The 18,397-nt window shown below is 35.3% G+C and carries 17 protein-coding genes; 7 read left to right on the top strand and 10 right to left on the bottom strand.

The window, feature by feature from the left end; translation table 11 throughout:
- Positions 1-5: 5 nt before the first annotated feature.
- Positions 6-2,789 carry an excinuclease ABC subunit UvrA gene (gene uvrA, locus I3217_RS01190; protein WP_435047893.1) on the bottom strand — a complete coding sequence of 928 codons (2,784 nt, stop codon included), beginning with the start codon at positions 2,787-2,789 and terminating at the stop codon, positions 6-8.
- Positions 2,790-3,031: 242 nt separating this feature from the next.
- On the opposite strand from uvrA, the gene I3217_RS01195 reads away from it, so the two are divergent.
- A complete protein-coding gene (locus I3217_RS01195; RefSeq protein WP_435047894.1) occupies positions 3,032-3,616 on the top strand; it encodes an RNA polymerase sigma factor in 585 nt (194 codons plus the stop codon).
- 219 nt (positions 3,617-3,835) lie between these two features.
- On the opposite strand, the gene I3217_RS01200 is transcribed toward I3217_RS01195, so the two are convergent.
- Positions 3,836-4,495 (bottom strand): endonuclease III domain-containing protein, encoded by a 660-nt coding sequence (locus I3217_RS01200; protein WP_435047895.1) that lies wholly within the window; start codon positions 4,493-4,495, stop codon positions 3,836-3,838.
- A gap of 29 nt (positions 4,496-4,524) precedes the next feature.
- Here I3217_RS01200 and bcp point away from each other — a divergent pair, with 29 nt between their 5' ends.
- Positions 4,525-4,983, top strand: a complete 459-nt coding sequence (bcp, locus tag I3217_RS01205) for a thioredoxin-dependent thiol peroxidase (protein ID WP_435047896.1) — start codon at positions 4,525-4,527, stop codon at positions 4,981-4,983.
- A gap of 89 nt (positions 4,984-5,072) precedes the next feature.
- Here bcp and I3217_RS01210 read toward each other — a convergent pair whose 3' ends face one another.
- Positions 5,073-6,521 (bottom strand): TonB-dependent receptor, encoded by a 1,449-nt coding sequence (locus I3217_RS01210; protein ID WP_435047897.1) that lies wholly within the window; start codon positions 6,519-6,521, stop codon positions 5,073-5,075.
- A gap of 94 nt (positions 6,522-6,615) precedes the next feature.
- On the opposite strand from I3217_RS01210, the gene I3217_RS01215 reads away from it, so the two are divergent.
- Together I3217_RS01215 and I3217_RS01220 are read left to right on the top strand one after the other, a co-directional pair.
- Positions 6,616-7,380, top strand: a complete 765-nt coding sequence (locus tag I3217_RS01215) for an MBL fold metallo-hydrolase (RefSeq protein ID WP_435047898.1) — start codon at positions 6,616-6,618, stop codon at positions 7,378-7,380.
- On the top strand, positions 7,377-7,877 hold the full coding sequence (locus I3217_RS01220; protein ID WP_435047899.1) for a hydrolase: 501 nt from the start codon (positions 7,377-7,379) through the stop codon (positions 7,875-7,877). The genes I3217_RS01215 and I3217_RS01220 overlap by 4 nt, the downstream gene beginning before the upstream one ends.
- A gap of 3 nt (positions 7,878-7,880) precedes the next feature.
- On the opposite strand, the gene I3217_RS01225 is transcribed toward I3217_RS01220, so the two are convergent.
- Genes I3217_RS01225 through I3217_RS01240 form a run of 4 tightly spaced genes read right to left on the bottom strand, consistent with a single transcriptional unit; the run spans position 7,881 to position 12,042 of the window.
- Entirely contained in the window at positions 7,881-8,531 is a 651-nt protein-coding gene (locus I3217_RS01225; RefSeq protein WP_435047900.1) for an alpha/beta hydrolase, read from the bottom strand.
- On the bottom strand, positions 8,531-8,857 hold the full coding sequence (locus tag I3217_RS01230; RefSeq protein ID WP_435047901.1) for a hypothetical protein: 327 nt from the start codon (positions 8,855-8,857) through the stop codon (positions 8,531-8,533). Before I3217_RS01230 ends, I3217_RS01225 begins: the two co-directional genes overlap by 1 nt.
- A gap of 6 nt (positions 8,858-8,863) precedes the next feature.
- Positions 8,864-10,117 (bottom strand): dihydroorotase, encoded by a 1,254-nt coding sequence (locus tag I3217_RS01235; RefSeq protein WP_435047902.1) that lies wholly within the window; start codon positions 10,115-10,117, stop codon positions 8,864-8,866.
- Positions 10,114-12,042 (bottom strand): BatA domain-containing protein, encoded by a 1,929-nt coding sequence (locus I3217_RS01240; protein ID WP_435047903.1) that lies wholly within the window; start codon positions 12,040-12,042, stop codon positions 10,114-10,116. Before I3217_RS01240 ends, I3217_RS01235 begins: the two co-directional genes overlap by 4 nt.
- A gap of 173 nt (positions 12,043-12,215) precedes the next feature.
- Here I3217_RS01240 and I3217_RS01245 point away from each other — a divergent pair, with 173 nt between their 5' ends.
- The gene (locus I3217_RS01245; RefSeq protein WP_435047904.1) at positions 12,216-14,111 is read left to right on the top strand and encodes a peptidase M61; all 1,896 of its coding nucleotides are present in this window, start codon (positions 12,216-12,218) and stop codon (positions 14,109-14,111) included.
- Positions 14,112-14,161: 50 nt separating this feature from the next.
- Here I3217_RS01245 and xerD read toward each other — a convergent pair whose 3' ends face one another.
- Positions 14,162-15,058, bottom strand: coding sequence for a site-specific tyrosine recombinase XerD (gene xerD / locus I3217_RS01250; RefSeq protein ID WP_435047905.1), 897 nt, complete (start codon positions 15,056-15,058; stop codon positions 14,162-14,164).
- Between the two features lie 152 nt (positions 15,059-15,210).
- Between xerD and I3217_RS01255 the strand changes: the two genes are divergently transcribed.
- Together I3217_RS01255 and aroQ are read left to right on the top strand one after the other, a co-directional pair.
- Positions 15,211-15,795, top strand: coding sequence for a hypothetical protein (locus I3217_RS01255; protein ID WP_435047906.1), 585 nt, complete (start codon positions 15,211-15,213; stop codon positions 15,793-15,795).
- A 67-nt stretch (positions 15,796-15,862) separates the two neighbouring features.
- Entirely contained in the window at positions 15,863-16,279 is a 417-nt protein-coding gene (gene aroQ, locus I3217_RS01260; protein ID WP_435047907.1) for a type II 3-dehydroquinate dehydratase, read from the top strand.
- Between the two features lie 53 nt (positions 16,280-16,332).
- On the opposite strand, the gene I3217_RS01265 is transcribed toward aroQ, so the two are convergent.
- Both I3217_RS01265 and lpdA read right to left on the bottom strand, forming a co-directional pair.
- Positions 16,333-16,887: a nitroreductase family protein gene (locus I3217_RS01265; protein WP_435047908.1), complete on the bottom strand. Its 555-nt coding sequence runs from the start codon at positions 16,885-16,887 to the stop codon at positions 16,333-16,335.
- 132 nt (positions 16,888-17,019) lie between these two features.
- The gene (lpdA, locus tag I3217_RS01270; protein WP_435047909.1) at positions 17,020-18,396 is read right to left on the bottom strand and encodes a dihydrolipoyl dehydrogenase; all 1,377 of its coding nucleotides are present in this window, start codon (positions 18,394-18,396) and stop codon (positions 17,020-17,022) included.
- Position 18,397: the final 1 nt, after the last annotated feature.

The following is an 18,397-nucleotide window of genomic DNA, read 5'->3' on the forward strand; positions in this document are numbered from 1 at the left end:
AAGTTTTAAAGTTTTGCTTTAAGGTATTTGGCTGTTACGCTGTTTTTATTTTTTACCAGTTCTTCTGGTGTACCATAAGCTACAATTTCTCCTCCGTATTCACCGCCACCCGGACCAAGGTCTATAATGTGGTCGGCACATTTAATAAGTTCCAGATTGTGTTCTACAACAATTATGGAATGTCCTTTATCTATTAAGGCTCTGAATGATTTTAATAATTTCTGAATATCGTGAAAATGTAGTCCGGTAGTAGGTTCGTCGAAAATAAATAAGGCTTTTTCCTTAGTGGTACCTTTACCGAGAAAAGTAGCTAGTTTTATACGCTGCGCTTCACCTCCTGATAGCGTGGAAGAACTTTGCCCTAAAGTGACATACCCTAAACCAACATCCTGAAGTGGTTGAAGTTTTTCTTTAATTTTTTTTTGTTTGTGCTGGTTGAAAAAGGCTATAGCTTCATCGATAGTCATGTTTAATACATCGTCGATAGATTGATTTTCAAACGTAACTTCTAATACTTCCTTTTTAAAACGTTTACCGTTGCAGGTTTCACATTGCAAATGTACATCGGCCATAAACTGCATTTCTATAGTAACTTCTCCTTCACCTTTACAGGTTTCGCATCGACCGCCATCTACATTAAAAGAAAAGTGTTTGGCTTTATAATCTCTTATTTTACTTAATTTCTGATTGGCGAATAAATTTCGGATATCGTCGTATGCCTTTACGTAGGTCACCGGATTAGACCGTGATGAACGTCCTATAGGATTCTGATCGATATATTCTATGTGTTTAATAGTACTGAAATTGCCAGATAAGGCAGTAAATTGTCCCGGTTTGTCTCCAAAACCTGTTAATTCCTTTTGGATAGCCGGATATAAAATTTTCTTTACCAAAGTACTTTTTCCACTACCGGAAACACCTGTAACTACAGTTAACATATTTAACGGAAAACTAACATCGACCTGTTTTAAATTATGTTCCCTCGCACCGGTAATATCAATGTGATATTTTGACGTTTTTCTCGTTTCAGGCACTTTAATCTCTAAATTGCCATTTAAGTATTTAGCAGTTAGAGAATCTGATTTTAATATGGCATCGTAACTACCAGCGGCTACAACTTCACCTCCAAAAGTACCAGCTTCGGGACCTATATCTATAATTTCATCGGCGGCCTGCATGATATCTTCATCGTGTTCTACTACAATTACTGTATTACCTAAATCCCGTAAAGCTTTTAAAACGCCAATAAGTCGTTCTGTATCTTTGGGGTGTAAGCCTATACTAGGTTCGTCCAGTATATACATAGACCCAACCAAGCTACTTCCCAGGGAGGTAGCTAAATTAATACGCTGACTTTCTCCTCCAGAGAGGGTATTGGAGCGTCTGTTAATAGTTAAATAATTTAGTCCTACATTGGCAAGAAATTCTAAGCGGCTGTTAATTTCCTTTAATAATCTGTTTGCAATTTTAGTGTCATTCTCGTTTAACTGAATGTTTTTAAAAAAATCAGCCAATTTATCCAGTGGCAATTCTACCAAGTCGGTAATGGTTTTACCGCCAACCTTTACATAACTGGCTTCTTTACGCAGGCGTTTACCCTGGCAGGTTTTACATTTGGTTTTCCCGCGGTAACGCGATAACATCACGCGATTTTGAATTTTATAGGCTTTGGCTTCCAGTTCGGCAAAGAAACTGCTTAGGCCTTCAAAATATTGATTTCCGTCCCAGATGAGTTGTTTTTGAGTGTCACTTAACTGAAAATAAGGCTTGTGTATAGGAAAATCGAATTTATGAGAATTATTTACTAGCTGATCGCGATACCAGCTCATGCTTTCTCCTCGCCATGGAAAAATGGCATTTTCGAAAATGGAAAGCGCTGTGTTAGGTACAACCAGATCGTCGTCTATACCAACAATATCACCATATCCTTCGCAGCTTGGGCAGGCGCCATACGGATTGTTAAAACTAAAAAGATGCACGTTGGGTTCCAAAAAGGACATGCCGTCCAATTCAAATTGATTACTGAATTCTCGTTTCTTGTTATCATTTAGTGAAAGGATACTACAGGTACCTTTACCTTCAAAAAATGCAGTTTGTACGGCATCAGCAAGACGATTGTAAAAATCTTCATTATCCCTAAAAATAATTCGGTCTACTACCAACGCAATGGCTGTGGTATCCAAAGTATCTTCAACCTCTTCAATACGTAAAACGTCATCATTAAGTTTTACACGGGCATAACCTTGTTGTTTAAGCGTATTAAGTTTTTCAATAATATCACGTCCTTCTTCCAGTATAATAGGAGATAGTAACAATAATTTATCACCTTCCGTAAATTCTTTTACATAATTAATAACATCTGTAACGGTGTCTTTCTTAACTTCATTTCCGGTAACGGGTGAGAAGGTCTTTCCAATACGGGCATATAATAATTTGAGATAGTCGTAAATTTCTGTTGTTGTACCTACGGTAGACCGTGGATTGGTAGAATTAACCTTTTGTTCAATGGCTATAGCCGGAGCTATACCTTTAATAAAATCGACTTTAGGTTTGTTTAATCGCCCTAAAAATTGTCGGGCATAACTGGATAAACTCTCGACATAACGGCGTTGTCCTTCAGCATAAAGCGTGTCGAAAGCCAGACTGGATTTACCGGAACCGGAAAGTCCGGTAATAACGACCAATTTGTTCCGCGGAATCACGACATCAATATTTTTAAGATTGTGCAGTTTGGCACCTTTTATAATGATGTTTTCTTTTGGATTTACTTCAGAAATATTGGTTTTCATAGTCGTATTCAGGTATAATTTTCAAAGATAACACAAGTATTTCAGCTGTAAAAATAGATTGTCATCCATAAAATTGTTAAAAAAAATATAAATGAAAGATTGTGTTTTGTATCATAATCTTTTTATATTTGGATTCTAATACGTTATAACCAAACCGATACAGCCTATAAAGCAACATTACTTTTAAACACATGTTAACCCCAGTTAAGAAGGTGCGCCTTCTTGGTCTAAAAGTAATGATTATGCAAAACGAACTTATCTCAGATGCTGTATTAGTAAGCAATTATATAAAAGGAAACGAACAGGCTTTAGAAACTTTAATTTTAAGGCATAAGCACAAGATTTATAGCTTTATTTATTCTAAAGTATATGATAAAGATGTAGCTGAAGATATTTTTCAGGACACCTTTATTAAAGTAATAAATACCCTTAAACTTGGAAATTATAATGAAGAAGGGAAGTTTATTCCCTGGGTGATGCGTATAGCCCATAATCTCGTAATAGATTATTTTAGAAAGAACAATCGTATGCCTAAATTCGACAATTCCGGGGAGTTTAGTATTTTCTCTATTTTAAGCGATTCTTCTTTAAATGCTGAAAAGCAAATTATAAAGAATCAGGTAGAAGCCGATATCAGAAAATTAATAGAGGAATTACCGGAAGACCAGAAAGAAGTGATTTTAATGCGTATGTATAACGATATGAGTTTTAAAGAAATTTCTGATAAAACCGGGGTGAGTATTAATACGGCACTGGGGAGAATGCGTTATGCATTAATTAACATGAGAAAAATAATTGAAAAACATAATATAGTTTTAACTAATTAAACAATAAAAGCAATTAAGTGCCGTTATAATAGAAACATTACTAAACTGTTATAAATGGCGAAACTTTACTCTGAGACATCAAGTGACATTGATTTAAACCCAAAAGCAGAAACTATAAAATTTTTGCTTAATTATTCCAAAGCATTACATGTTATGCATGCTAAGACGGATAAGATTAAAATAATTCTAAATTGACTAAAAGCTATCCTGATCTATCGATCAGGATTTTTTTTGCTTATAATATTTGTCGATTTCAGACTTTCTACCAATAGTTTTAGTTATAATATCTTTATCTAAATCCCAGCCTCTCGCTGGTGAATATTCACGCCCATACCAGATTATCTGTAAGTGCAAATCGTTCCACAATTCTTTAGGAAATAAGCGTTTTGCATCTTTTTCGGTTTGAACCACATTTTTACCACTACTTAAATTCCAGCGATACATTAAACGCTGTATATGTGTGTCTACGGGAAATGCAGGTATGCCAAAGGCCTGCGACAATACTACGGCTGCTGTTTTATGCCCTACAGCAGGTAAGGATTCTAAAGCTTCGTAAGTTTGAGGGACTTCTCCATTATATTTTTCGATTAATATTTGTGATAAACCGTGGATGCCTTTACTTTTCATTGGCGATAGACCAACAGGTTTTATAATGTCACGAATTTCTTCTACCGTTAGTTTTACCATATCGTAGGGATTGTCGGCTTTTTCAAACAGCAAAGGTGTAATCTGGTTAACACGAACATCTGTGCTTTGAGCAGACATTAATACGGCTATTAATAGGGTATAAGGATCTTTATGGTCTAAAGGAACAGGAATTTCCGGATATAACGCTTTTAAGGTATTTATAACAAACTCTACTTTTTCTTGTTTTGTCATTATTGTATTTTTGGACAAATTTAATAAATATGACGACTTTAAAAGCAGGAGATAAGGCTCCAAATTTCGAAGCTAAAGATCAGGATGGAAATACTATTTCTTTAAACGACTATAAAGGCAAAAAATTAGTGGTGTTTTTCTACCCTAAAGCCAGTACTCCGGGCTGCACGACTGAAGCCTGTAATTTAAGAGATAACTATCAGCGTTTTCAAGCTTTAAATTATGATATTTTAGGTGTTAGTGCCGATAGCGCAAAAAGACAAAGTAATTTTAAAATTAAAAATGAATTTCCGTTTCCCTTATTAGCCGATGAAGATAAAAAGGTTATTGAAGCTTTTGGAGTATGGGGACCAAAGAAATTTATGGGCCGTGAGTACGATGGTATCCACAGAACTACTTTTGTGATTGATGAAAATGGTACTATTGAAGAGGTAATAAGTAAGGTGAAAACTAAAGAGCATGCCAGTCAAATTTTAGATAAGCAATAGACTTAAGTATATTTAAATATGGTGGTAAAAAACAGCCGGTTATAAATAATATATAACCGGCTGTTTTCTTTTACTTGTTTTTCTATGCTCTAATCGAGCAGACTTTCTTCGGTTTCGCAACCAAAAAGGCTTTTTTGTTTAATTAATTTAGAGATACCTTCAGGTAACATGGTTTCCCAGCCTTGTTCGTTGCAGGCAATCTTTTTAAGCACTTCTCTGGAGAACACAGAGAGCACCGAAGGATCGTAATCTGTAATATCAACCACTTTACCATTGTATTTAAAGAATTTATATAATTCTTTCATACGTGGATGAACCTTTAGGTTTTCACTATTCATAAGGTTACCATTTTCATCCAGCATTGGATAAAGGTAAACACGAAGATCTTTAAAGAACAGTTTACCAAAGGCTTCAAGAATACCACCACTTAAATGGCGATAGTATTTCTCGTCAAAAATATCTACCAGGTTATTTACGCCCATGGCTAATCCCATACGGTTTTTAGAGTACTGGGAGAAGTATTCTACCAGTTTATAGTACTCCTGGAAATTCGAAATTAGTACGGTTTGCCCCAGTGAACACAGTAATTTGGCTCGATCCATAAAATCCTGTTCGTCAATCTCACCTTCAGCACGTAAATTGGATAAGGTAATTTCGAAAATAACTTTGGTGTTGTTTTTATCCACCTTATTTTCTTTAATAAACATGTCGTACGATTTGTGAAACATGTCCATATTTACCTTAGTTACTGGTCTGAAACTACCACGTAAAGCTAAAATGTTTTTTTTGTATAAAATTCGGGCTGGTAAAACGTTGTTTCCATCCGGGTCAAACATTACCGCGTCGGTCATACCATTTTTAACCAGTTGTAAACTCATTAATCTATTGTCTACATCTTCAAAAACGGGACCTGAAAAGTTTATAGTATCAATTTCTAATTGATCTTTATGCAAGTGGTCGTATAAATAGCGTAAAAGCTTTTTAGGTTCATTATACTTATAAAAGGCGCCGTAAATAAGATTGGTTCCTAATATTCCTAAGGTTTCCTGTTGTAATCGCGCATCGTTCTCTTTAAAACGAAGGTGTAAAATAATTTCGTTGTATTCCTGGTCTGGTTCAACCTGATAACGTAAACCTACCCAACCATGCCCTTTATACTGTTTGGCAAAATCTATAGTAGTTACTGTATTGGCGTAGGAGAAGAACATCTTATTAGGGTGTTTTTCTCTGGAAATACGTTCTTCAATTAGCCTAATTTCATGATTAAGCATTTTTTTTAAACGCGCTTCGGTAACGTAGCGGCCATCATCTTCTGCACCATAAACGGCATCACTAAAATCCTTGTCGTAAGCAGACATTGCTTTTGCAATAGTCCCCGAAGCACCACCTGCTCTGAAAAACTGACGTACTGTTTCCTGACCTGCACCAATCTCTGCAAACGTACCGTAAATGTTTTCATTAAGGTTTATTCGAAGTGCTTTCGTTTTTAACGAAGGAATATCTTCAAATTTTTTATCTCCTTTAAGGGTGATTTCCATCTTAAAATGTAGATTTGTATGTAAGGTACAAAGGTATTAAATTCGCCTACTTGACAAAAAGATTAGTCTAAATTTGTATTAAATCTTTACGCTTTTGAAAATCACTTTTTTAGGTACAGGGACATCTCAGGGCATTCCGATTATAGGGAGTAATCACCCGGTTTGTTTAAGTACGGATCCCAAAGACAAACGTTTAAGAGTTTCGGTGTTGGTGGAGTGGGATGACTTTACTTTTGTGGTAGATTGTGGCCCTGATTTTAGACAACAGATGCTTACGGCTGGCGTTACTAAATTAGATGGCATTTTGTTTACGCACGAACACGCCGACCATACTGCTGGCTTAGACGATATTCGACCGTTTTTTTTCAGGCAAGGAAATATTGATATTTATGGCCACGAACGTGTTTTAAAGGCACTTGAAACCCGATTTGATTATATTTTTGAAACGGAGAATAAATATCCCGGAGCACCGAGTGTTAATGAGAAGATAATCAGGAATGAACCTTTTACTCTTGGTAATATAGAGGTTGTGCCAATAAATGGCATGCACTATAAACTACAGGTTTTTGGTTTTAGATTTGGTGATTTTGCCTACTTAACAGACATGAAAACGCTTGAATCTTCAGAAATAGAAAAGCTTAAAGGAGTGAAGGTTCTGGTGGTTAATGCCTTGCGTATAGACCCACATATTTCTCATTTTAATTTAAAAGAAGCTTTGGATTTTATTGATAAAGTTCAGCCAGAAACAGCGTATTTAACCCATATAAGTCATCTGTTGGGCTTTCATGAGGTAGTACAGAAAACCTTACCGTCAAATATTAATTTAGCATACGATAACCTACAAATCACTATACCATGAAACAACGAATTTTTATGTACTTGTTTATTTTTTCTTTACTCCTTATTTTGTTTCAGTACGTAAACTCCAAAAACGTGTTTGAGGACGACTTAAAAACAATAACAGCATGTAGAGAAAATACGGAAACGCTAAATGATTCTATTCAGACCTTACAGGATAAGGTGTTTGAAATGTCGTATTTCAATATTGAAAACAACGAAGATGCCTATACTTATCTTGAAAATAAGGGATACGATGTAAACGCACTTATTCCATTTATAAAAGATGAAATATATAAGCAAAACACAGAAAAAGGAGGAAATCCTTTAATTCCTTATGCCGCTAATGAAGGAAAAACCATGCTTGTGAATTCTATAAAACTTTTAAACCATAAATGGTTAATCTGCGATTTCTCCGATGGTATTTTCTGGGGCGAATTATTAATTAAATACGAGGTGGAAAGTCAGACTGAGATACGTTTTGAAGTTATTGATTCATTACTGTATCCTTTACAGTAAGTATTAAATTAACTTAGATAACCAGGATCTGAAATCGTAAAAATTCTGTGGTGCCACACCGTGCCCTACAGGATATTCGTGGTATTCGTATTTAATATGTAATGCTTTCAGTAATTCGGGAGATTGTCTTGCCCATTCTACAGGAATAACCTGATCTACATTACCGTGCGAACAGAAAAAATGCAAGTGGCTGTAATCTTCCGGATTATGATTATCCGGAATGATATCGGTATTTATATAGCCACTTAAAGCAATAATATTATTAACTTTTTCCGGATAGGTTAGTGCAACGGCATAACTTAAAATACTACCCTGGCTAAAGCCCAACAAGGTAACATTATCCGGGTTTACAGGGTAGGAGTTTATTACTTCATCTAAAAAGGTAACAATAAGGTCACGAGATTGTCTGGCTTGCTCATTATCGTTCCATTTTCCTTTTTCAGCATCAAAATTAATAGCGTACCAGGCATTACCATAAGGTTGCATAGGGTAGGGCGCTCTTACCGAAATAATATAGAGTTCTTCGGGTAATTCTGAAGCGAATGAATATAAATCGTTCTCGTCGCTGCCGTAACCATGAAACATGAGTAATAAGGGCGCGTTTTCTTTTAAACTAGATGGACGCGTAATGTGGTGTAAACTTAAGTCTGTCATTAATGAATATTTCTAAACCATTCCTGAAATTTCTCACCTACGTAAGGTAATAGTTTTGTTTCGCCTTTTATAATGTGGATAAAAGAAAATAACCAACCCACGGCAGAAATAACCCAAAGGGCGTACCCTAAAGTACCGTTTATATATTTATCGGTAATTTGAGAGATGAACAACATTATGATTAAACCCAGCATTTGTCGATTGTAAAACGAAGTAAACGGGTTTCGTTTTTCGCTGTTCATTATAATAGCAATTATTAAGCCCACAAAAGTTAAATGGCTAACAATGGCCCAGGTTTTGCCTTCTTTTACTGTTTGATCTGTCATGGTCTGTTATTTTAAAACCAATTGATTATTGTTAATAATACCGTAGGTTTTTCCTTTTAAATTCAGGCCTTCAAAAATAGCGTTTTTAGATTTTGAGGTAATATCTGAAGCACTAAAGGTATATTTAGTATCCGGATTAAATAAAGTTATATCAGCAGGATTACCAACTTTTATAGCAATGTTTTCTCTTCCGAAACGGGATTTACCCTGAGTTAAAACTTCAATGGTTTTCTTTAAGGTAAATACGGTCTGCAATGCTCCAAAAGCACTTTCCAGGCCTATAGTTCCGTAAGCGGCATAGTCAAATTCAACTTTCTTTTCTTCTATGTTAAGCGGGTTGTGGTCGCTGGTAACCATATCTATAGTGCCATCTTTAACACCTTCAATTAAGGCATCTATATCGCTTTGAATTCTTAAAGGCGGAAGTACTTTATAATGTGTGTTAAAATCGGTTAAAACATCATCGTTTAAACAAAGGTTATGGATAGCTACACTACAGGTAATATCCAGTTTTTTAGCTTTTGCTTCACGAATTAAAGCAACCGATTTGGCAGTGGAAATAGTTGGAATATGAAGTTTACTTCCTGTATATTCCAGTAAAAACAAATCTCTTGCCACCTGAAGTTCTTCTGCCAGTGCAGGTATACCTTTTAGACCTAAAGTAGTGCTGGTAATATGTTCGTTCATAACACCCTTACCGGCTATTTTATTATCCTGAGGGAATGAGCATACTAAACCATTAAAATTAGCGGCATACTGTAAGGCAATTTTCATTAGGTTGGCATTACCAATGGCGTGCTTGTAATCGTAAAAGGCCACGGCTCCTGCTGTTTTCATATCGTACAATTCAGCTAAATCTACACCTTCACTGTCTCGGGTTAAAGCCCCCAAAGGCAAAAGCTTAACAGCATTATTGGCGGCGCGACTGCTTACGAATGTAACATCACTGCTGCTATCGATTACAGGATGACTGTTGGCATTCATAGCCACTGTAGTAAATCCGGAATAGGCAGCGGTCCTTAATCCGTTTGAAATCGTTTCTCTATCTTCAAAACCGGGTTCTCCAAAGCTTACACTACTATCGAACCAACCTTGTGAGATGTGCAGATTATCTAAAACTATTTCGGTGTAATTGTTTGGATTTTTTAAGGATTTTCCAATTTCAGAAATACTGCCGTTTTCTATTAATACATCCAGTGTCTGATTGTGAAATTCACTTTTAGCATCAATAATGGTTGCAGATTTTATAAGTACGTTCATTTAAAATATTTTAAGATGAGCATTTCTATAATCAAAAAAGCTAATGCAAAAATAAGAAACCATTTCCATAGCTCATTAACTTTTGTATCACTTTTTAAATTGTCGAATAGGGATGTAATCGAATTTTCTATGGTAACATTTTTAATATTCTGAACATCATCGTAAATCAGTTTACTTTCAGACCGATTATAGTTAAAACTAATGGTTTTTATAACCGAATCTTTGTTTTTTACCTCGTAAATTCCTGCGTGTTCAGGGCGTTCGCTGGTCTTAATCGTAACTTTATTATTAAAGTATTGTTGTTGTGATATAAAATGTTCTGAAGCATTTGAAATAGACAGAATCTGGTCCTGTCCCAATGTGGTTTCCACATCAAAGCTGTTGCTTGTGCCCACGGTATAAAATAATCGTGGTTGTTTTAAGCTGTTAACCGCAATTTTATAAAAGGTTGGTACAATTAAAGCCCAGTTTTTAAAATTTGAGTTGTCTTTGTTTATTGGTGCAGAGAACAGATAAACATTTGTATTAATCTGACTCAAAAACGGATTGCCATCTTCAAAACTTAGGGCTGAAGTTGCCAGTGTTCCATAAACAGGGTAAAATAAATTAACCTTAGGATATTGAAAGTTTTTAACCTGTTTTTCGAAGACATCATTTTTGTATAAAGGATGGCTGAAATTAATGGTAGTAATTAATTTATCTGAAGTAATGGCCGGATTTAGGCGGGTATTGTATTGGTTTAAAAACTGATTGTAAGAACTTAAATCGACCTTTAGAGACGGAATAACAATAAGATTGCCGCCTTCATTTATAAAGGTAGTTAAGACATTAATAAGTGTTTGCGGGAGGTCGTTCAACTCGTTTAGCACGATGGTATGTTGCTGATGAATTGTATTATAATTAAGCTGATTCAACGTGCTGGAAGAAAATTTAAATTCATCTTCTGTAAAAATGCGTTTTAAATACGAATCGTCTGCCGCTGTTATGCTTAATACATTAATTTTCGAAGGTGTATTTAAATTAAAATACATGGTATTATCGAATTGTAAACCGGAATCTTCAATTACGAGTTTTCCATTTAAGCTTTGTTTATTATTTATGGTAAACGTTGCTTTAGCTTCATCTTTAATCGATACTGCTGTTTTCGCCATTAGTTTATCGCTATTATAAAGTGCGATAGACAGGTTGTCGACAGGAATTCCATAGTTTTTCAGGCTAACTATTAATTCTGAATTCAAGGTATTTACTGGCTTTAAATACAGAGAATCTATTGCAATATTATTTGAGTTAGCTGGTTTTAAAGGAATTAATGTTATGCCGGAATATGCCTCCTTATCGGTGCTAAAGGGTGATGGTTGTTGTTGAAAGTCTGAAATAAAAATAATTTCCTTCTGTTTGTTATTGTCTTTACTAAACAGGGATTTACATTTTAACAAAGCTGCATTATAATCCAGAGGTTCAGGTGAATAATCCAGAGCTATTAAATCGTTTTTAATGGTTTTTAAAGTTGTGTTTTTAAATATCTGGTTATTGGTAACTAAGGAAATCGGAGTTTCGTAGTCGGCTTGAGAAATTAAATCCTGTACTGCTCGTTTTAACAAGGGACCTTGCGGGCCTTTTTGCTGTAAACTAAAAGAATTGTCCAGATAAATTACAGTTTCTTTAGGCGCAGAATTTACATTGGTTTTAGAACTAATGGGTTGCGCAAAGGCTAAAATAATACAAGCTAACAAGAGTATTCTTGCTAAAAGTGTTAACCATTTTTTTAATTGGGAACTTTTACGGGTTTGCAGTACTACTTTTTTTAAAAAAGCGACATTGGTAAAATCTTCTTTTTTAAATTTTCGGAGTTGAAACAGGTGAATAATAATAGGAATAACAAGTAAAACTAAGGCGTAAAGAAGTTCTGGATGTTTAAACTGCATTCTTATAATTATGTTTGTCAAATATAATAATTGCAAATAGAATTGAGGGCTAAATATTAAAAATGTCGATAAGTACAGCTTTTTGGGAAATTCTTTAACAAAAACTTATATTTAATATTCTGTAACAGATTGTAACTTTGACAGTCGAATGGTATAAAAACTATAACTAAATAATGAAAAATCAATTTTTAGCCTTGGCATTTGCAAGTTTGGTGCTTGCAAGTTGTGGCTCTTCTAAAACAGCTTCGAAAAACGATCTGGCTGTAAACACACCAATAGTAACCGCAATAGACTTAACCAAAGTAATTAACGATAAAGCGCCGGTTACCATTAATCCGGGACGATTTACTGTTGATACGGTAATTTATAGATTACCTCGGGTAGTACAGGGGACGTATTCTGTAAGTGATTTTGGTAAATATATAGACGATTTCAAGGCTTATAATTACAAAGGAGAAGAACTTACTACTTCTAAATTAGATACAAATTCCTGGACTATAGCCAATGCTGAAGACCTGGATTATATTACTTACGATGTAAATGATACTTTCGATATAGAAGCCGTTGGTGGAATTGGAGGAGAGCAGCCTTTTTCGCCTTCAGGAACTAATATCCAACCGGATAATTATGTATTAAATCTTCACGGGTTTATCGGATATTTCGATTCATTAAAAAATAATCAATACACTTTAGATGTTACAGCTCCTGTAGATTTTAAGCGTACTTCTGCATTGCATACGGTTAAAGAAACTAAAAGCGAAGATGGGACAAAAGTAACTACGCGTTACGAAGCAGACAGATATTTCGATATTACCGATAATCCGATGATGTATGGAAATCTGGATGTTGAAGAATTTCAGGTTGGTGATATTAAAATCGTTTTAAGTGTGTATTCTCCAACCAAAGTGCATACGGCTAAAAAGCTTCGTGAGACTATGGAGAAAATGATGCGTGCTCAAAAAACATTCTTAGGTGATATTAACAGTACACCACGTTACGATATTTATCTGTATTTAGCCGGTGATGGAGAAGACCAGCCAAAAGGATTTGGAGCTTTGGAACATCATACATCAACGGTGGTTGTGTTACAGGAATCTATGCCTGAAGCTGCTTTGGATGAAAGTATGATTGATGTGGTATCTCACGAATTCTTTCACATCGTAACGCCGTTAAGTGTACACTCGGAAGATGTGCATTATTTTGATTATAATAAACCAACTTTCTCTAAACATCTGTGGATGTATGAAGGTGTTACTGAATATTTCGCAACATTATTTCAGGTAAATCAGGATCTTGTTAGCGAACAACAGTTTTATGGTAAATTAATGGAGAAAATTCAGATGTCTTATCGTTTTGATGATACTATGAGCTTTACTAAAATGAGTGAAAATATTTTAGACGAACCTTATGCTCAGAATTACATCGATGTGTATCAAAAAGGAGCTTTAATAGGCATGTGTATCGATATTATTATGAGAGCGGAAAGTAATGGGCAACGCGGTATTTTATCTTTAATGAAAGAGTTGTCTCAGAAATATGGTAAAAATAAGCCGTTTGAAGACGATAGCTTAATTGAAGAAATTACAGCTATGACTTATCCTGAAGTGGGAGCGTTTTTAAATACTTATGTTGTAGGTACTACACCTATTAATTATCAGGATTATTTTTCTAAAGTAGGTCTGGAAGTGGTAAGCGATAAGGTTGAGACTAATTATTTAATGAATAATGGACAGTTAATTCTGGAAGGCGATCCGGTATCAAGAACAATTTATTTTAGCGATAAAGTGAACGATAATAGTTTTTGGAAAGAACAAGGTGTACTGCCTAAAGATGTTATAAAGGCGATAGATGGAGAAGAGATTACAATGACAAACGCGAATAACATGTTACAGAAAATGTTTATGTGGCAGCCAGGTCAGGATATCGATGTGAAACTTTTAAGAAATGGAGAAGTAGTGGAGGTTAAAACAAAATTAACTCCAAGCTATACCTCTGGAGAAGTATTAAAGGCAAATCCTAATGCTACAGCTAAAGAAGTAGAATTGCGTAAAGCTTGGTTAAAAGGCTAGTATGCTCGAGTAATTAGTAATTAAAAGGCCTGGATATTCCGGGCCTTTTTTTATTTTCTGGGATGAAATTTTTCCACAACTTCGGTTAAATGCTTTTTATCCAAATGCACATAAATTTCTGTGGTAGTAATACTTTCATGTCCTAATAATAATTGTATTGATCGTAAATCGGCTTCGTTTTGAAGTAAATGTGTCGCAAACGAATGCCTGAAGGTGTGTGGCGAAATGGTTTTGTTTAAATTAATTTTTACAGCCAGTTGCTTTATAATTGTAAAAATCATAGCTCTGGTAAGTTGTTTTCCACGGCGATTTAAAAAAACGGTATCCTCGTGCCCTGATTGAATGTTTAAATGGGGTCTTACAGCTTGGGTGTAGATATTAATATATTTTATAGTTGATGCTACAATGGGAACAAAACGTTGTTTGTCGCCTTTACCGGTAACTTTAATAAAACCTTCGTCAAAAAATAAATCGGAGAGCTTTAGATTAATCAATTCACTTACACGCAAGCCGCAACTGTAAAGGGTTTCCAGCATTGCTCGGTTGCGTTCTCCTTCGGGTGTAGATAAATCTATGGCTGCAATTAAAGAATCAATTTCTTTTTCTGATAACGTATCCGGGAGTTTTCGGCCAATTTTAGGTGATTCTATTAACTCTAAAGGATTTGTTGTTCGGTAATCTTCAAAAATAAGATAATCAAAAAAGCTTCTAAGTCCCGAAATTAATCGCGCCTGAGATCTGGCGTTTAAATGTTTTGAACTAGTGTAAATAAACTCCTGAAGTTGTTCAGAGGAAATGTCTAAAGGTGAAACAGTCACATTATTATCCTCCAAATACACGATTAGTTTTTTTACATCCAAAGCATAACTGTTTATGGAATTGTCAGATAATCCGCGTTCAATTTTTAAATATAAACTATAGTCCTTTAGGGCCTGATTCCATTTCATAAATTAGATAGTTGGAGCTTAAATTTAAACGATTCAAATCTATAAATTGTTTAGATACACAGCGAATATAATTTTAAAATAGTATTTTTATGTAGTAACCAATTCATATTTAATAATCTAAGTTTAAATATGCACTATTAAATCGCTACCAAATGAAAACGTCTTTCTTCACTTTTGTTTTTATAATTTTTGTAGGGCATCCCTTTTTTTCTCAGACTGTAGATCGAACTATAAGTAGTCCCATGTTGGAAACCAATTCTTCTGCCGGGTTTGCGCAAATGCCTGGTTTTAATGTTCAGGCAGGTTTAAATATTGGAGCCAGTGTATCTTTCCCGGTTAATGGGGCTAATGAAGTTACTTCTGTGGGAGTTTTAGGGGACCTGACTTATATTTTTCAGGCTTCAAGAACGATAGGCGTGGGGTTGGCAACGGGGTATGGAATTTACTTTGGAAAGGACACCAGTAATTTCTGGGGACCAATTCATGATGGATCCGATTTCAGATATTTGCCAGTAGCTTTTGCTACCCGATATGGTTTAACAGCTCAGATTGTCGTTGGCGGAGATATTGGTTACGCCATTGGTTTAAGCGATAACTGGGATGGAGGATTTTATTACCGGCCAATGTTTGGGTATAATGTTTCCGAAATGTTACAATTGAATATTTCTTATAGTGGAATTACCGATTACTGGACCTGGTCGGCCATAAATCTGGGCTGTACAATTAATATTCATTAAAATATAAAATACGATTGAGGTGGTAAATCCATCCTTTTTGTTTGGACTATTTTTATATTTTTACTTTATGAAAAAAATAATCATTATTAATGGTCCCAATTTAAACCTATTGGGTAAGCGCGAGCCAGCGATTTACGGTAGTCTAACGTTTACAGAATTTTTTGAAACGGTTAAATCCAAATACAGTTCTGTAGAATTATCCTATTATCAGTCTAATATAGAGGGAGAACTTATAGATAAATTACATGAAGTAGGTTTCGATTATGATGGCATCATATTAAATGCAGCTGCATATACGCATACTTCTATCGGTATAGGCGATGCCATAAAAGGTATAGAAACGCCGGTAGTAGAAGTACATATTTCAAATACTTTCGGTCGGGAGGAATTCCGCCATCAGTCTTATATTTCCCCTCACGCCAAAGGGGTAATTCTGGGGTTCGGACTACAGAGTTACGAATTGGCTATACAGAGTTTTTTATAAAATATCGTAAGAAAAGAAAAGCGCATTTATGTTAGATAAGTGCGCTTTATTTATTATAACCATTCTACTTTAGCTTCTATTGGTTCGGGTATGCGTTCCGGTGAAGGAATGTCGTAATAGCCCAGATAGAAAAAGCCCAGACATTTCTCGTTAGGTTGCAAGTTGAAGAATTCATCCATATACTGAATTAAACCTGGCGAACTCCAGTATGCTCCAAGGTTTAAACTGGTAGCCGTAAGCCACATGTTTTGAACAGCCATAGCAACCGAGGCAATTTCTTCCCATTCCGGAATACTTTCGTCTGGATCTCTGGATAAGCAAATGGCGATTATAGCACCTGCTTTTTTAGGGTTATTTTGTAGCTTTTTATATTTAAACTCAGAAAATTTATCTTCGGTGTTTTTAAATTTTTCGGCAAGAAAATGTCCCAGACGTTCTTGAGATTCGCCTTGAATGACTTTAAAGCGCCATGGTTCTGTTTTTTTATGAGTAGGAGCCCAGTTTGCAGCCTGTAATAGTTGCTCGATGGTTTCTTTAGTTACAGGTGTATTGTTGTATTGATCGGGAAAAACAGAGCGTCTGTTTTTTATTATGTCCTGAATAGTCATGTTTCTATTTTTTATTCAAAAGTAGAAACAAATAAAGGTTTGCACAAATAAAGCGAAGTTTGTAATTTTTAAATAAAAAAAGAAGGTTCAATTAATTTGAACCTTCTTTTATATGAAAAATGAGTTATAATCTTATAGGTGGATTACTTCATCGTAAGCATCAGCAACAGCTTCCATTACAGCTTCACTCATTGTTGGATGTGGGTGAACTGCTTTTAAAACTTCATGACCTGTAGTTTCTAATTTACGACCTAAAACAGCTTCAGCAATCATATCGGTAACACCAGCACCAATCATATGGCAACCTAACCATTCACCGTATTTAGCATCGAAAATTACTTTAACAAAACCATCTTTGTTTCCTCCGGCACTAGCTTTACCTGAAGCAGAGAATGGGAACTTACCAATTTTAAGTTCATATCCTTTTTCTTTAGCCTGTTTTTCGGTTAAACCAACACTTGCAATTTCAGGCGAAGCATAAGTACAACCAGGGATGTTTCCGTAATCTAAAGCTTCCACGTGCATGCCTGCAATTTTTTCAACACAAAGAATTCCTTCAGCAGACGCTACGTGTGCTAAGGCTTGTCCTGGCGTAACATCTCCAATGGCGTAATATCCAGGAATGTTAGTCTGGTAGTAATCGTTAACTAAAATCTTATCGCGATCTACAGCAATTCCAACATCTTCAAGTCCGATGTTTTCAATATTGGTTTTAATACCAACAGCTGAAAGTATAATATCGGCTTCTAATATTTCTTCTCCTTTTTTAGTTTTTACAGTTGCTTTAACACCTTCTCCAGATGTATCAACTTGTGTTACTTCAGCAGACGTCATAATATTAATACCGTTTTTCTTAAACGAGCGCTCTAATTGTTTAGATACGTCTTCATCTTCTACAGGTACTACATTAGGCAAGAATTCTACAATAGTAACTTCTGTTCCCATAGAGTTGTAGAAATATGCAAACTCAACACCAATAGCTCCAGAACCAACCACAATCATTTTCTTTGGTTGTTTTGGTAAGGTCATGGCTTCACGGTAACCTATCACTTTTTTACCGTCCTGTGGTAAACTTGGTAATTCGCGAGAACGCGCTCCCGTAGCAATAATAATATGGTCGGCGCTGTATTCAGTACCTTCAACTTCAACCTTTTTACCAGGTTTTAAAGTACCGTAACCGTTAATAACATCAATTTTATTCTTTTTCATTAAAAATTGAACACCTTTACTCATGCCTTCGGCAACACCGCGAGAACGCTTTACTACAGCATTAAAGTCTTTATCGTATTCTTTTACAGATAATCCGTAATCTTCAGCATGTTTTAAGTATTCAAAAACCTGAGCAGATTTTAAAAGGGCTTTTGTCGGTATACACCCCCAGTTAAGACAAACACCACCTAAATTTTCTTTTTCAACTATGGCAGTTTTAAACCCTAATTGGGATGCTCTAATAGCAGTAACGTAGCCTCCGGGACCACTTCCAAGGACAATAATATCGTATTTACTCATG

It is taken from the genome of Formosa sp. S-31 (assembly GCF_051172795.1).
GTDB lineage: Bacteria > Bacteroidota > Bacteroidia > Flavobacteriales > Flavobacteriaceae > Formosa.